Origin of the sequence: Jiangella endophytica (assembly GCF_003427025.1) — a bacterium.
GTDB lineage: Bacteria > Actinomycetota > Actinomycetes > Jiangellales > Jiangellaceae > Jiangella > Jiangella endophytica.
The window spans coordinates 205,094-219,075 of record NZ_QVAI01000006.1 but is presented as its reverse complement, the minus strand read 5'-3'; the positions used below and the strand labels follow the sequence as shown (position 1 = coordinate 219,075).

The 13,982-nt window shown below is 74.2% G+C and carries 14 protein-coding genes; 9 read left to right on the top strand and 5 right to left on the bottom strand.

Going from position 1 to position 13,982, the window contains the following annotated elements:
* Positions 1–92 precede the first annotated feature (92 nt).
* Together DZA62_RS14920 and DZA62_RS14915 are read left to right on the top strand one after the other, a co-directional pair.
* Complete coding sequence (locus DZA62_RS14920; RefSeq protein ID WP_198663781.1) at positions 93–1,151, top strand: LacI family DNA-binding transcriptional regulator; 1,059 nt, start codon at positions 93–95, stop codon at positions 1,149–1,151.
* A 41-nt stretch (positions 1,152–1,192) separates the two neighbouring features.
* Positions 1,193–1,603: a hypothetical protein gene (locus tag DZA62_RS14915; RefSeq protein ID WP_116949682.1), complete on the top strand. Its 411-nt coding sequence runs from the start codon at positions 1,193–1,195 to the stop codon at positions 1,601–1,603.
* 24 nt (positions 1,604–1,627) lie between these two features.
* Here the strand turns inward: DZA62_RS14915 and add are convergent, their stop codons facing one another.
* Positions 1,628–2,608 carry an adenosine deaminase gene (gene add / locus DZA62_RS14910; RefSeq protein WP_198663780.1) on the bottom strand — a complete coding sequence of 327 codons (981 nt, stop codon included), beginning with the start codon at positions 2,606–2,608 and terminating at the stop codon, positions 1,628–1,630.
* Positions 2,609–2,709: 101 nt separating this feature from the next.
* Between add and DZA62_RS14905 the strand changes: the two genes are divergently transcribed.
* The 3 genes from DZA62_RS14905 to DZA62_RS14895 all read left to right on the top strand — a co-directional run bounded on the left by DZA62_RS14905 (position 2,710) and on the right by DZA62_RS14895 (position 6,637).
* The gene (locus tag DZA62_RS14905; RefSeq protein ID WP_116949681.1) at positions 2,710–3,480 is read left to right on the top strand and encodes an ABC transporter ATP-binding protein; all 771 of its coding nucleotides are present in this window, start codon (positions 2,710–2,712) and stop codon (positions 3,478–3,480) included.
* A gap of 2 nt (positions 3,481–3,482) precedes the next feature.
* Positions 3,483–5,618, top strand: coding sequence for an ABC transporter permease (locus DZA62_RS14900; RefSeq protein WP_116949680.1), 2,136 nt, complete (start codon positions 3,483–3,485; stop codon positions 5,616–5,618).
* Positions 5,619–5,743: 125 nt separating this feature from the next.
* Complete coding sequence (locus tag DZA62_RS14895) at positions 5,744–6,637, top strand: Rossmann-like and DUF2520 domain-containing protein (RefSeq protein ID WP_116949679.1); 894 nt, start codon at positions 5,744–5,746, stop codon at positions 6,635–6,637.
* Here DZA62_RS14895 and DZA62_RS14890 read toward each other — a convergent pair whose 3' ends face one another.
* Positions 6,638–7,156, bottom strand: a complete 519-nt coding sequence (locus DZA62_RS14890) for a winged helix-turn-helix transcriptional regulator (protein ID WP_116949678.1) — start codon at positions 7,154–7,156, stop codon at positions 6,638–6,640.
* Positions 7,157–7,248: 92 nt separating this feature from the next.
* Between DZA62_RS14890 and DZA62_RS14885 the strand changes: the two genes are divergently transcribed.
* On the top strand, positions 7,249–8,634 hold the full coding sequence (locus DZA62_RS14885) for an MFS transporter (protein ID WP_116949677.1): 1,386 nt from the start codon (positions 7,249–7,251) through the stop codon (positions 8,632–8,634).
* Positions 8,635–8,748: 114 nt separating this feature from the next.
* On the opposite strand, the gene DZA62_RS14880 is transcribed toward DZA62_RS14885, so the two are convergent.
* The 3 genes from DZA62_RS14880 to DZA62_RS14870 are packed head-to-tail and all read right to left on the bottom strand — an operon-like array spanning position 8,749 to position 11,343.
* A complete protein-coding gene (locus DZA62_RS14880) occupies positions 8,749–9,756 on the bottom strand; it encodes an ABC transporter ATP-binding protein (protein ID WP_116949676.1) in 1,008 nt (335 codons plus the stop codon).
* Complete coding sequence (locus tag DZA62_RS14875; protein ID WP_232827503.1) at positions 9,753–10,556, bottom strand: ABC transporter permease; 804 nt, start codon at positions 10,554–10,556, stop codon at positions 9,753–9,755. Before DZA62_RS14875 ends, DZA62_RS14880 begins: the two co-directional genes overlap by 4 nt.
* The gene (locus tag DZA62_RS14870) at positions 10,549–11,343 is read right to left on the bottom strand and encodes an ABC transporter permease (protein ID WP_116949675.1); all 795 of its coding nucleotides are present in this window, start codon (positions 11,341–11,343) and stop codon (positions 10,549–10,551) included. Before DZA62_RS14870 ends, DZA62_RS14875 begins: the two co-directional genes overlap by 8 nt.
* Positions 11,344–11,447: 104 nt before the next feature.
* Here DZA62_RS14870 and DZA62_RS14865 point away from each other — a divergent pair, with 104 nt between their 5' ends.
* Genes DZA62_RS14865 through panC form a run of 3 tightly spaced genes read left to right on the top strand, consistent with a single transcriptional unit; the run spans position 11,448 to position 13,976 of the window.
* Entirely contained in the window at positions 11,448–12,104 is a 657-nt protein-coding gene (locus tag DZA62_RS14865) for a hypothetical protein (RefSeq protein ID WP_157987689.1), read from the top strand.
* On the top strand, positions 12,098–13,120 hold the full coding sequence (locus DZA62_RS14860) for a hypothetical protein (RefSeq protein WP_116949673.1): 1,023 nt from the start codon (positions 12,098–12,100) through the stop codon (positions 13,118–13,120). Before DZA62_RS14865 ends, DZA62_RS14860 begins: the two co-directional genes overlap by 7 nt.
* A gap of 19 nt (positions 13,121–13,139) precedes the next feature.
* Positions 13,140–13,976 (top strand): pantoate--beta-alanine ligase, encoded by an 837-nt coding sequence (gene panC / locus DZA62_RS14855; protein WP_116949672.1) that lies wholly within the window; start codon positions 13,140–13,142, stop codon positions 13,974–13,976.
* Positions 13,977–13,982: the final 6 nt, after the last annotated feature.

Sequence of the window (13,982 nt, the reverse complement as noted above, 5' to 3'; positions counted from 1 at the left end):
TCGCGTGGTCGAATCGATTCGATCGAATCGATTCGATATTCTGCTATGGCCAAGGATCGGATGCAAGCACGATATTTCCGAGGGGAGCCGACGTGGGTGAGCACCGGGCGACGCTGGCGGCGGTGGCCGCGCGGGCCGGAGTGTCGCCGTCCACCGCGTCGCTGGCGTACAGCGGCTCCGGGCCGGTGGCCGAGTCGACCCGCGAACGGGTGCTGGCCGCGGCGCGCGAGCTGGGCTACGCCGGGCCCGACCCGTTGGCCCGGTCGCTGCGCCGCGGCCGGTCCGGCATCGTCGGCGCCGTCGTCGGCGAGCGGCTGCTCTACGCGTTCCGCGACCCGGTCGCGGTCGCGCTGCTCGACGGCATCGCCGAGGCGCTCAGCCCGTCCGGCACCGGCCTGCTGCTGCTCTCCGGCGACGCCCAGCACGGCAGCCCGACACCGGAACAGGTGTCGCGGATGCCGGTCGACGCCGTCGTCTTCGCCACCTGCGGCCGCGACGACGACCCACTGCTGGACCTGTTCCTGCGCCGCGGCGTGCCGGTGGTCGCGGTCGACGGGCCAGACCTCCCCGGTATCACCGTGCTCGACATCGACGACTACGGGGGCGCGGCCGAGCTGGCCCGCCACGTCGCGGCGCTGGGCCACCACCGGGTCGCCGTCGCCGCGCTGCCGCTGCGCCTCGACGGCCGCAGCGGCCTGGTCGACGACGCCCGCCGGGCCCTCGTCGGATTCGCCGACTGCCGGGCCCGGCTGGCCGCCACCGAGGACGTGTTCGGGCCGGTGCCGGTCGCCGAGGCGCCGAGCAACGTCGTCGAGGAGGGAGAGCGGGCCGGTCGGCTGCTGCTCGCCGCGCCGGAGCGGCCGACCGCGATCATCGCGCAGAGCGACCTGCTCGCCGTCGGCGTCATCAGGGCGGCCGAGGCGCTCGGGCTGCGCGTCCCGGACGACCTCACCGTCGTCGGCTACGACGGCATCGACACCCCGTGGCTGGGCGAGCGGGTGCTGACCACGGTCGTGCAGCCGATCGCGGAGAAGGGCCGGCTGAGCGGGCGCATGGTCACCGACCTCCTCGCCGGGCGGCAGCCGCCGAACGTGCACCTGCCGGTCCAGCTGCGGGTGGGTACGACGTCGGCGCGGCCGGCTACCCCCTGAGCCCCGATCCCTGGCACCCGCTGCCGGCCGGCGAGCTGGCGGTGTTCCACGACGAGTACTCGCCGACCCTGCTCGCCGACGGCCCCACACCGTGGGGCGAGCTGCGGTTGGTGCCGACGCTGCGCCCCGACGAGCGGCGGGCCGACTGGTGCGTGGACGGAGTTCCGCTGGCGTCGCCGCGGATGACGGAGCTGCGCTTCGGTCCGTGGACGGGCACGGTGGTGCGTCATCAGTACCAGGTCGAGGCCGAGTCCGGCGCGATCGCCCGGGCACGCGACCACTCGATCGAGGACGCCGGTCGCGAGAACAACGAGCGGGTCGGCTGCGACTGGCACCGGGCGCAGCTGCTGTTCGGCGCCACCAACTGGGCCGTCGTCACCTCGCGCGCCAGCCGCGCCGTGGTCGAGGGGGCCAGGAAGCACCACTTCGAGGAGTTCCGGCCGGAGGCGTAGCCGTGAGCGCCCGGCGGCCGACGGTCAGGCCGCGAGCCAGGTGTCGACGCCGGCCAGCATGCCGCGCCGCAGCGGCTCCGGCGCCGCCGACGACGTGATCGAGCCGCGGGCGAGCGCCGCCAGTTCCGCGTCGCTCAGCCCGAGCACGTCGCGGCACAGCGCGTACTGCCCGGCCAGGCCGACCGCGAACAGCAGCGGGTCGTCGCTGCCGATCGCCACGGGCACGCCGGCCGCGAGCAGCGTCCGCACCGGCAGCTCGTCCAAGGCGTGCACGCCGAACGGCGGGTACGACGTCGGGCACAGCTCCAGCGCCACCCCGCGCTCGGCCAGCAGCTCCAGGACGGCCGGCGACGCCACGGCCGCCGTGCCGTGCCCGACGCGGGTCGCGCCCAGCAGCTCGACGCAGGCCCGCACGTGTGCCGGCCCGGTGAAGAACCCGCCGTGCGGGGTGCGCAGCAGGCCGGCGTCGGCCGCGGCACGGAACGCCGGTGCGAAGTCCTCGACCCGGCCCAGCCGCTCGTCGTTGGAGAGCCCGAACCCGACCACGCCGTCGCCGGCGTACCGGGCGGCCAGCCGGGCCAGCGTCGTCGCGTGCTCGCCGGACCGGGCCCAGCTGGATGCGACGACGACGCCCATCGGCAGCGGCGCCGCGGCGGCCGCAGCCAGGACCGCCTCGACCGCGGCCTCCAGCCCGCCCAGTGCCGGCGCGTACGAGGTCGGGTCGACCTGCAGCTCGGACCAGCCGCAGCCACCGGCGGCGTCGTCCTCGGCCGCCTCGCGGACCACCCGCTCGACGTCATCCGGCGTGCGGATCGCCGCGCGGGCGGCGTCGTAGCGGCCCTGGAAGACCGCCCACTCGTGCGGGCCGCCGGTCAGCGGGGCCGGCGGCGGCACCTCGCTGCCGTGCCGGCGCGCCAGTTCGACCAGCGTGGCCGGGCGCATGGCGCCGGTGAGGTGCAGGTGCGACTGGACCTTCGGCAGCGTCTCGACGGCGCGGATCGGCACGCGCACGACCCTACCGAGCGTGCGGCGTGCGACCTTCGTCGTAGGCCGGGTCCACCCGCAGGTCCGACGATTCGCGGCGCCGTTCTCGCGAGGCTGGGACCGTGAGCCTTCAGACCTCTGACTTCCCCGGCGCCCCGAGCGCCGTCCTCGCGCCGGCGGTCCGCGCCGTCGGCCTGACGAAACTGCACGGCAGCGGCGACACCGCCGTCCGGGCGCTCGACGCCGTGGACGTCGCGTTCGCGGCCGGCCGGTTCACCGCGATCATGGGCCCGTCCGGTTCCGGCAAGTCGACGCTCGTGCACTGCCTGGCCGGGCTCGACACCGCGACGTCGGGCCGGGCGCTGCTCGGCGACACCGACCTCACCGCGCTGAACGACACCGAGCTGACGCTGCTGCGGCGCGAGCGGCTGGGCTTCGTCTTCCAGGCGTTCAACCTGCTGCCGACGCTGGACGCGGAGGCCAACGTGCTGCTGCCGCTGAAGCTGGCCGGGCGCCGGGTGGACCGGGACTGGTTCGCGGAGGTCGTCGACGTACTGGGCATCGGCGACCGGCTGCGGCACCGGCCGAGCGAGCTCTCCGGCGGCCAGCAGCAGCGCGTCGCCGTCGCCCGTGCGCTGATCAACCGGCCCGAGGTGATCTTCGCCGACGAGCCGACCGGCAACCTGGACTCGCGCTCCGGCGGCGAGGTGCTGGCGATCCTGCGCACCAGCGTGCGCGAGCTGGGCGGGACCGTCGTCATGGTGACGCACGACCCGGTCGCGGCGTCGTCGGCGGACCGCGTCGTCATGCTGGCCGACGGGCACGTCGCCGGCGAGATCGCCGACCCCACGCCCGACGCCGTCATCGACGGCCTGCGCCGGCTGGGTGGCTGAGGATGCGGTCGATCGTGCTGGCGGGGCTGCGTGCCCACCTGTTGCGGCTGGTGCTGACCGGCCTGGTCGTCGTGCTGTCGGTGGGGTTCACCGCGGCGACGCTGATCCTCACCGACTCACTCGACGAGGGCAGCCGCCGCGAGCTGGCCGCCGACGCCGACGGCGTCGACCTCGCGGTGCTGGCGCCGGAGGACGGTCCGCTGCCTCAGGCCGAGGTCGCGGCCATCGCCGACGTCGACGGGGTCGCCGCGGCCGCGCCACGGCGCGAGGTGGAGCTGTACACCGTCGACGACGACGGCCGGATCGATCCGTTCGGCTACGCCCGGCTGGTCGCGGCGCCACTGGGCGCCGATGTGCCGGACGACGGCGTGCTGCTGGACCGGCGGTCGGCCGATCGGCTCGGGCTCGCGGCCGGTGACGAGATCGCGGTGGCGACGGCGGACGCGGACGAGGTGGTCGCGCTGCCGATCGCCGGGCTGGCCGAGCCGTCGTCCGACGCCGGCGACGACCCGGAGCTGACCGCCGGCTGGGCCGTCGTCCGCGAGTTCGCCGACCCGGCCGGCGCCACCCGGGTGGACCTGCGGCTGGACGACGGCGCCGACGCGGATGCCGTCCGGGCCGCGCTCCCCGCCGGCGCCGAGGTGCTGACCGGCGCACAGCTGGGGCAGTGGCTGATCGACCAGTCGTCGCGGCAGGAGGCGCTGCGGATACCGCTGCTGATGCTGGGCGCGGTGTCGCTGATCGTGGCCGCGTTCGTCATCGCCAACACGTTCCGGATCCTGGTCGCCCAGCGCACCCGCGAGCTGGCGCTGCTGCGCACCGTCGGCGCGACGCGACGGCAGGTGCTGCGCGGTGTACTCGCCGAGTCGGTCGCGGTCGGACTGGCCGGCAGCCTCGCCGGTGTCGCTGTCGGCGCGCTGACGGCGCTGGTCGCCGGGTCGTTCCTGGGCGCGGCGCTGGTGCTGACGGTGACGGCGACGACGGTGGCGTGGTCGGTCGTGATCGGCGTGCTGATGACCGTTGGGTCGGCGCTGCTGCCGGCCCGCGCGGCGACCCGGGTGGCGCCGCTGGCCGCGCTGCAGGCCGTGCCGGACGGCGCGGACAGCCGGACCGCCGGGCGGGCGCGGATCGTCCTCGGTGTGCTGGGGCTGGCGGCCGGCGGGCTGGTGCTGGTCGCGGGCGCGGCGGCGGGGACGTCCGGCGGCGGGGCCGGGCTGGTCCTCGTCGTGTTCGGCGCGGCGGTCTGCTTCCTCGGCCTGCTGATCCTCGGCCCGAAGGTGGTGCCGCCGCTGGTCCGGGCGATCGGCGCGGTGGCCGCCCGGCTGGCCGGCGGGTCACGGTCGACGGCCGAGCTGGCCACGGCGAACGCGGTGCGCAATCCGCGCCGGGTGGCGGCCACGACGGCGGCGTTGCTGATCGGCGTCACGACGGTGGCCGGCTTTCTCACCGTCGTGGAGTCCTCCCGGCAGAGCGTGCGGGTCGTCGTCGACGGGCGGGTGCCGGCCGACTTCGCCGTCCGGACCGCCGCGGCCGAACCGATCCCGGGTGACGTGACCCGGGCCATCGAGGAGCTGCCGGAGATCGGCTCCGTCGTCCAGGACGGGAACGGCCTGTTGGCGGTGAACGCGGCCGGCGGCGTCGACGGGGAGGACGCGCGGGCGGCCATCGTCGCGGCGACCGCGGACCACCCCGAGCTGTCCGTGCAGAGCTTCGCCCAGCGCCGGGCCGACTTCGAGCAGGACCTGAACGAGGCCGTGAACGTGGTGTTGGCGATCCTGGCCCTGGCCCTGGTGATCGCGTTCATCGGGATCGCCAACACGTTGTCGCTGTCGGTGCACGAACGGACCCGGGAGATCGGGCTGCTGCGAGCGCTCGGCCTGACCCGCAGGCAGACCCGGGTGATGCTCGGCGTCGAGGCGGCGCTCATGGGCGCGGTGGCGGCCGTCGTCGGGTCGGCGGCCGGCGCGCTGTTCGCCTGGGCCGCCGTGGCCAGCGTCGAGGAGCTGGAGTTCGTCGTGCCATGGGGGCAGCTGGCGATCAGCGCCGCCGTCGCGACGGCACTCGGCGTGCTGGCGTCGATCGCGCCGGGCCAGCGCGCCGCCCGGACGTCTCCGGTGATGGCGCTCGCCTCCGAGTGACCCCGCCCTCACCCGAGGTTGATCTTGGAGAAGTTCGGCATTCGTGGGGTGAAATGTCCGTTAGATGGACGAACTTCTCCAAGATCAACTCGGGTCGCGGGCGGGGGTGATCTAGCCTTGGTCGGGTGACGGAGGAACGGCCGGCGCGACTCGACGTCGGCGTCGTCGGCACTGGGCGGGTGGGCGCCGTGCTGGGCGCTGCGCTGGCCAGGGCCGGCCACCACGTGGTCGCCGGCTACGGCGTCTCGCTCACCAGCCGCACCCGGGCCGGCGCGCTGTTGCCGGACGTGCCGTTGGTCGACGTGCCGCAGGTGTTCGCCCGCGCCGGGCTGGTGCTGCTCGCCGTCCCCGACGACGCGCTGCCGGCGCTGGTCGAAGGGCTGGCCAGCACCAACACCATCCGGCCCGGGCAGTTGGTCGCGCACACCTGCGGTCGCTACGGCGTGGGCGTCCTCGATCCCGCGACGAAGGCGGGCGCCCTGCCGCTGGCGCTGCACCCGGCCATGACGTTCACCGGCACGTCGGTCGACCTGCAGCGGCTGTCCGGCGCGACGTTCGGCGTCACGGCGCCGGAGCCGCTCTGGCCGGTCGCCGAGGCGCTCGTCGTCGAGATGGGCGCCGAACCGATCCGCGTCGCCGAAGAGCGCCGCGCGCTGTACCACGCGGCGCTCACGCACGGGGCGAACCACCTGGTCACGCTGGTCAACGAGGCCATGGACCTGCTGCGCTCGACCGGCGTCGCCGAGCCCGACAAGGTGCTGGCACCGCTGCTCTCCGCGGCCTTGGACAACAGCCTGCGCCAGGGCGACGACGCGCTCACCGGGCCGGTCTCGCGCGGCGACGCCGGCACCGTCGCCAGCCACCTCGCCGAGATCGCCGAGTTCAGGCCCGAGTCGGTGAGCACCTACCTCGCGCTGGCCCGGCGCACGGCCGGCCGGGCGCTGGCCGCCGGGCGGCTCAAGGCGAGCGACGCCGAGGCGCTGCTCGACGTGCTCGCGGAGCCACCGTCCGTGCCCTGATCAGGAGGTGCGCAACGGCTCCAGCAGCCGGCGCGGCTCGCGCAGCGCGACGCTGACCGCGTCGGTCCGCGAGGTGACGGCGCCGGGACCGAGTCGGACCTCGACGTCCTCGGGCCGCACGGTGCCGCACGAGGGGCATCTTCCCGCCTCGAGCCGGGAGCCGCAGGGCAGGTGGGTATAGACCCGCCTCGGCCCCAGTTCGCTCAGATGGCGCTCGCCCCACTGGCTGAGCAGGTGCAGGGCCGGCCACAGCTCACGGCCCTTGGCGGTGAGCACGTACTCGTCGCGGGGCGGGGCGTCCTGGTAGCGCACCTTGGTCATGACGCCGGCGTCGACCAGCGCCTGCAGCCGGGCGGCCAGGACGGCGCGCGGGATGTCGAGGTGGGCGAGGAAGTCGCGGTAGCGGCGGACGCCGACGAAGGCGTCGCGCAGGATGAGCGGGGTCCACCGCTCGCCGACCAGTTCCAGCGCCCTGGCCAGCGAGCAGTCCTGACCGCTGTAGTCGGTTCCGAGCGCCATGCGCCCAGTCTACGACTCCAGGGTTCATTCATCGAACCTACAGGCGTATGCTGCCCAAAGGTTCAGTCAACGAACTCAGGAGCCGTCCCGCCATGTCCCTGCCGCCCGCCACCCTCCAGACCGCCGCGCCGGCCGCCACCAGCCGTCCGCCCCGGGCGACACTGCTCGTGGCCAGCGCGGCGACGCTGCTGGTGCTGATGAACTACACCGCACCGCTCGCGACGCTCCGCGACATCAGCGCGAGCCTGGACCTCGGTCACGCGGCGCAGACGTGGACGCTCAACGGCGTGCCGCTGGGTCTGGCCGCGCTGAGCCTGGCGGCCGGGAGCGTCGCCGACGACGTCGGCCGCAAGCGGGTGTTCGTCACCGGTCTGGGCGTGCTGGCCGCCGCGATGGTCGCCGGTGCGCTCGCCCCGACGGCGACGGTGTTCGTCGTCGCCCGCGTGGTCCAGGGCGCGGCCAGCGCGGCGCTGCTGGCCAGCAGCCTCGGCCTGATCGCGCACGCCCACCCGGACGGCCACGCGCGGCTGCGCGCCACCACCGTCTGGGGCGCGATGGTCAGCGCCGGCATCGCCGTCGGGCCGATCGTCGCCGCGACCCCCGCGCCCGGCGGCTGGCGCACGGCGTACGGGGTGTTCGCGCTGCTCGCGCTCGTCATCGCGGGCATCGGCGCGGTCGTGCTGGACGAGTCGCGCGCTGCGGTGCGGCGGCGGTTCGACGGGCTCGGTGTGGCCACGCTGGGGCTCGGACTGGCGGCACTGTTCACGGCGTTGATCCAGGTCCGCGACGGGGTGTCGGCGCCGGCCGTGGGATTCGCGGTGGCCGCCGTCGTGCTGCTCGGCGCGTTCGTCGCCGTGGAGCGACGAGGCCGGGAGCCGATGCTGGACCTACGCCTGTTCGCCCGGCGCGACTTCGTGGCGGCGACCGTCGGCGCGCTGCTCACCGGCATCGCCGTCATCGGGTTCTTCAGCTATCTGCCGACGCTGATCCAGCAGGGCCTCGGCCTGTCGGCGCTGTCGACGGCGCTGCTCTCGTCGCTGTGGGCGGGCATCGCGTTCGTCGTGGCGCTCGAGGTGCGCCGGCTGGCCCGGCACTGGCCCGGCTGGGCGATCGTCGCCACCGGGCTCGGACTGTCCGCCGTCGGCACCGCGGCACTGCTCGGGTTCCTCGAGGCCGGTTCGTGGCAGCGGCTGCTGCCCGGGCTCGTCGTCGCGGGGGTCGGCAGCGGACTGGTCAACGGCATCCTGCCGAAGCTCGCGGTCGACGGTGTTCCGGCGCGCAGCGCGGCGATGGGTTCCGGCGCCAACAGCGCGGCGCGCTACATCGGCGCGGCGGTCGGTGTCGCGGTGGCGGTGGCGGTGGTGGGCGCGGCGGGACCGGACCTCGCCCGGGCCACCGACGTCATGCTCGGCGTCGGTGCCGGCCTGGCCGCGGCCGGCGCCCTGCTCATGGTGCTGCTGAGGGACCGTCGTCGCTGAGGCGTCTGTGGTGGCCGTGGGGCCCCCTCCCACCAGGCGTCCGTTCGCTTCCATAGGCATGCCTGCCTGGTGGAGCGGGGACACCCCAACTCAACGTGATCATTTCCGGGTGTGTCAGGACCTGTGCCGGGATCCGCTGCCGCCGTCGGCGGCGACCTGGGCGAGGTAGAGGCGGCGCACGACGTCCTCGATGTCGGGTTCCTCGATGGCGAGGTCACGCACCTGGCCTCGGCGCCCGACCGCCTCCAGAACCGCGCCGGCCGTGGTCCGCTCCGGGGTGAACGCCAGCCGGTGCCGCAGGCCGTCGGACTCGACGGCGACGCAGCGGGTGCCGTCGACCGCGCCGAGGTCCGGCACCGGCTCGACCAGGTCGACCACCATGACACGCTCGGCGCCGACCCGCGCGGTCAGGCCGGGCAGCGTCCCGTCGTACACGAGCCGGCCGTGGTCGACCACCAGGATGCGGTCGGTGAGCCGTTGCACGTCGTCCATGTCGTGGGTGGTGAGCAGTAGCGTCGTGCCGTGCAGGGCGCGCTGTTCGGAGAGGAACACCCGCAGCCGCTCCTTGCTCAGCACGTCCAGGCCGATGGTCGGCTCATCGAGGATGAGCAGCCGCGGCGAGTGCAGCAGCGCGGCCGCGATCTCCCCGCGGATCCGCTGGCCGAGCGAGAGCTGCCGCACCGGCGACGCCAGGAACGTGCCGAGGTCCAGCCGGTCGACCAGCTCGTCGCGGCGGTTCGGCCAGGTCGCGTCCGGCAGCCGGTGGATGGCCGCGAGCGCGCGGAACGACTCCGCCAGCGGCAGGTCCCACCAGAGCTGGCTGCGCTGGCCGAAGACGACGCCGATCTGCCGGGCCAGCTCGCGGCGCCGGCGCACCGGGTCCAGCCCGCAGGTGCGCACCGTCCCCGCCGTCGGCACCAGGATCCCGGTGAGCATCTTGATGGTGGTGGACTTCCCGGCGCCGTTCGCGCCGATGTACCCGACGGCGGCGCCGTCGGCGAGGTCGAAGGTCAGGCCGTCGACGGCGGCGACGACGGTGCGCGCACGGCGCAGGCGGCCGGCCGGGCTGCGAATGACGAACTCGCGGCGCAGGTCGCGCACCTGGATGATCGGCTCGGTCATGATCCCGTCCCGGTGTAGTGGCGGAGGCCGGCCCGCCAGCCCAGCAGGGCGACGGTCCAGACGGCGAGGGCGGCCAGCGGCGCGCACCAGCCCAGCCACTGCGGCGTGCCCGCCGGGCCGGGCAGATCCAGCAGCACCAGCACCGGCAGGTAGGCGGTGAACGTGGCCGGCACGACGAACGTGAACAGCAGCCGCATCGGCAGGCTGAAGATGCTGGCCGGGTAGCCGGACGCGTAGGCACCGCCGTAGGTGAAGGCGTTGGCGAACTCCGACCCCTCGACCAGCCAGAACTGCACGGCCGACGCGCAGACGAACAGCCCGGCGAAGACCGCTGCGGCGGTCAGCGGCGTCAGCACGAGCAGCGCGACCTTGGCCGCCGTCCAGTCGATGTCGTTGAGCGGCAGCGCCACGACGAGCAGGACGACCGACACGACCACCCGGCCGAGCCGGCGCAGCGACACGTCGCTGGTGATCAGCTGGGCCAGCACCGGCAGCGGGCGGAGCAGGTACGCGTCCAGCGTCCCCGCACGCAGGTAGACCGGCAGGTTGTCGACGTGCCCGACCAGCAGGTCGGCCACGCTGAAGCCCACGTTGGCCAGTGCGAACAGCAGCACCGCGGCGGCGAAGTCCAGCTCGCCGAGAACGTCGACGTTGGAGAAGACGACGTAGACCTCGGCGAACTCCATCAGCCCGATGCTGACGCTGCCCAGTAGGTCGGACACGAACGAGCGCCGGTACGCCGTCTGCGACCGCATCCGCGACCCGACCAGCACCTGGTACGGGCGAAGCCGCTCACCCACCCTGCACCACCAGCTTCCGGGCGCCGCGCGCGAACACCAGCCGGCCCAGCAGCAGGACGCCGGTCAGCCAGGCCGCCTGGACGGCCAGGATGCCGAGCGCCGCCGTCCCCTCGGCGCGCGCCATGACGACGTCGGCGGGCGCCTGCAGCATCGACGGGTACGGCGTCAGCCCGGCGATCGTGGCCAGCCAGTCCGGGAACCAGTGCACCGGGATCACCAGGCCGGAGAGGATGCCCATGGCCACGACATTCAGGGTGAGCACGCCGCGCAGTTCGATCAGCCAGAACGCCGCCAGGTTCACCAGCCACCAGGTCGCGAACGACACCGAGATGCCCAACGTGATGCTCACCAGCCCGAGCAGGTACGGCAGTGGCGTCGACGGCAGCGCCAGCCCGGTGATCAGCGCGCCGGCCAGCAGCGGTGGCGCGCCGCGCGGGATGAACTGGTGTGCGGCGCGGCCGAGGAACCCGGCGAGGTAGGCGAACTGCGGGTCGAGCGGCCGGGCGAGGTCGATGGCGATGTCGCCGTCGCGGATGCGCAGCGCCAGCTCGTTCCAGTTGAACACGTTGACCGGCGCGATGAGGGCCTGCACGATCCACGCGTAGGTGGCGCCGGTGAGCGCGTCGTAGCCGGCCAGCGTGCCGCCGGCCGCCCCGATGGCGCCGACGGTGATGGACGCCTTGATCAGGCCGAAGACGGTGTTCGTGAACGCACCGGCCGCGGTCGCCAGGCGATACGTCGACCACCGGCGGAAGCCGAGGATGACGAGAGTGGCGAACAGGCGCACAGTCGCCGTACGTTACTCAGCCCGCTGACTGCTGTCACAGGGTTTTGTGTTACGTTGCCACCGGGCACACGTAAGGCCGTCCGGTTCGCGAGGAGCGACAGCGCGTGTCTGCCCGTTCGCAGCGCCGACTGCGTGCGACCATGCTCACCTTCTGCGCCGGTGTCCTGACGCTGGCCGGCTGCGGCGAGAGCGGCGGCGAGGAACCCACCGGCCTCGACGAGGCGACCGCGTCGACGCCCGGTACCGAGCCGTCGGCCGACCCGACGGCCACGCCGACGGACGAACCGACGGACGAACCGGCCGGCCCGACCGAGCACGCCTTCCCCGAGGCCGGCGTCACCATCGTCACTCCACCGCCGTCCGGCCCGGCCGAGGAGGCCGCGCTGGCCACGTACGTCGAGTTCGCCCGGGAGTGGCGCTGGTCGCTGGCCGAGGTGCGGCTCAGCGAGCAGCTCGTGGGGCTGGCCGTCGCGACGGTCGTCGACGGTGTCGAGCGCTCGCTGGACTACCAGGTCGACAACGGCATCCGCTACGGCGGTCAGATGGTCATCACCCCGGTCGTCGAGGAGAGCAGCGACACCCTGGTCGTGCTCGGCGGCTGCGTCGACGGCTCCGACGTCGTGCTGATCGACGACGGCGAGGAGCGGGTCCCCGAAGGCGTCGATCAACACCCGGTCATCCCCCTGCGCGCCGTGCTGGCCAACGACGGCAACGGCTGGCGGGTCAACGAGAACACACTCGACGAGGACGCATCATGCTGAACCGACACCCGACCCTCCGGCGCGTCGTCATGGGCGCCGCGCCCGCCCTGCTCGTCGCCACCGGCCTGACGGCGGCCGCGGTCCCGCCGGCGGCGGCGGACCCGGCGCCGGCGGGACCGCGGTGCAGCATCGGCAGCTGCGACGACGAGGACGGCGGATCGACGCCCGGTGGCGGCGACGGCGCCATCACCATCACCGTCTGGGGATCGGGCACGACCGGCGGCGGCGACGGCTACGAGATCCCGGCCGAGAACGTCACCGTCATGCCGCCGTGCCGTTACATCCAGAGCATGACCGGCAAGGATTACTACGACTACGTCCAGCGGTACGGCAACGGGCGCGACCCCGACGGCAACCCGCTCCCGCCGTACTCCGGCTACGAGAAGTACAAGGACGACACCGAGGGCCACTGGTGGGGCGGCATGTGCTCCAGCGCCGACTACGACGGCGACATCGAGGGGTTCGCCGAGTACGCCGACGAGTGGTTCGACGAGAACCCCGGCGTCTACGTGATGCCGGGCGAGCCGGTGCCCGTCCCGCCGATCCCGCCGGAGATCCTGGTCCAGGTCGCCTACGACGAGATGACGCTGCCCGACCCGCAGATCGGCTGGAACCCGCGGCGCGGCGGCGACGGCGCCACCGTCGTCAACGTGCCCACCTGGATGTGGCTCGACGACGGTCCGGTCGAGCTCGAGGTGCACGCCGAGGCCGGCGACAACGAGGCCCGGGTCGACGCGGTCCTGAGCTCGATGAACTTCTCCGCCAGCAACGCGGCGCCGGTCTCCTGCGACGGCCACGGCGTCGCCTGGATATCGGGCGCCACGTCCGACTGCTCGCTGACGTTCACCCGGTCCAGCGCGCGTCTGCCGGGCGGGGTCGCGAGTGTGCTGGCGGAGAGCGAGTGGACCATCGAGTGGTTCGCCAACGGCGAGCCGCGCGGTCCGCTCGACCCGCAGACCACCTCGGCGACGTTCGAGCTGCCGGTCGCGGAGGTTCAGGCGATCGTCGTCCAGTGACGCCCGGTACCGTGGCGGCGTGACCGACCCCATCGTCGCCCGTACCCGCGATGAGCTCGCCGAGGCGTTGTCGCGCGGCGAGAACGAGAGCGCCGTCGTCATGACGATGGGCGCGCTGCATGCGGGCCACCGTGCCCTCATCCGCGCCGCCCGCGACCTTGTCGGCACCGGCGGTGTCGTGCTGGTGACGATCTTCGTGAACCCGCTGCAGTTCGGCCCGGGCGAGGACTTCGACCGCTACCCGCGCCCGTTCGGCGCCGACCTCGCCGCCTGCGCCGAGGAGGGCGTCGACGTCGTCTTCGCACCGGCGACGGAGGAGCTGTACCCGTACGGCGAGCCGCAGGTCACCGTCGCGCCCGGACCGTTGGGCGGGCAGCTGGAGGGCGCGGTGCGGCCCGGCCACTTCGCCGGCGTGCTGACGGTCGTCGCGAAGCTGCTCAACCTCACCGTGCCCAGCTACGCGCTGTTCGGCGAGAAGGACTACCAGCAGCTGGTCCTGGTCGGCCGCATGGTGGCCGACCTCGAGCTGCCGTACGAGATCGTCGGCGTGCCCACGGTCCGCGAGGCCGACGGGCTGGCGCTGTCCAGCCGCAACCGGTACCTCTCGGCGGACGAGCGGGCCGCCGCGCCCGTGCTGGCCCGGGCGCTGGAGGCGGGCGCGGCCGCGGCGGCCGGCGGGCCCGGGGCCGTCCTCGCCGCCGCACGTTCCGAGCTGTCGGGCGTCGACCTCGACTACCTGGAGCTGCGCTCCGCCGACCTCGCACCCGACCCCGTCAGCGGGCCGGCCCGGCTGCTCGTCGCCGCCCGCGCCGGCACCACGCGACTCATCGACAACATCGACGTCGACCTGCCCTGACACCCC

Coding starts and splice junctions, on each gene's coding strand:
- DZA62_RS14900 (WP_116949680.1), top strand. CDS start 3,483: ATGCGGTCGATCGTGCTGGCGGGGCTGCGTGCCCACCTGTTGCGGCTG.
- DZA62_RS14890 (WP_116949678.1), bottom strand. CDS start 7,156: ATGGCGCTCGGAACCGACTACAGCGGTCAGGACTGCTCGCTGGCCAGG.
- DZA62_RS14885 (WP_116949677.1), top strand. CDS start 7,249: ATGTCCCTGCCGCCCGCCACCCTCCAGACCGCCGCGCCGGCCGCCACC.
- DZA62_RS14880 (WP_116949676.1), bottom strand. CDS start 9,756: ATGACCGAGCCGATCATCCAGGTGCGCGACCTGCGCCGCGAGTTCGTC.
- DZA62_RS14860 (WP_116949673.1), top strand. CDS start 12,098: ATGCTGAACCGACACCCGACCCTCCGGCGCGTCGTCATGGGCGCCGCG.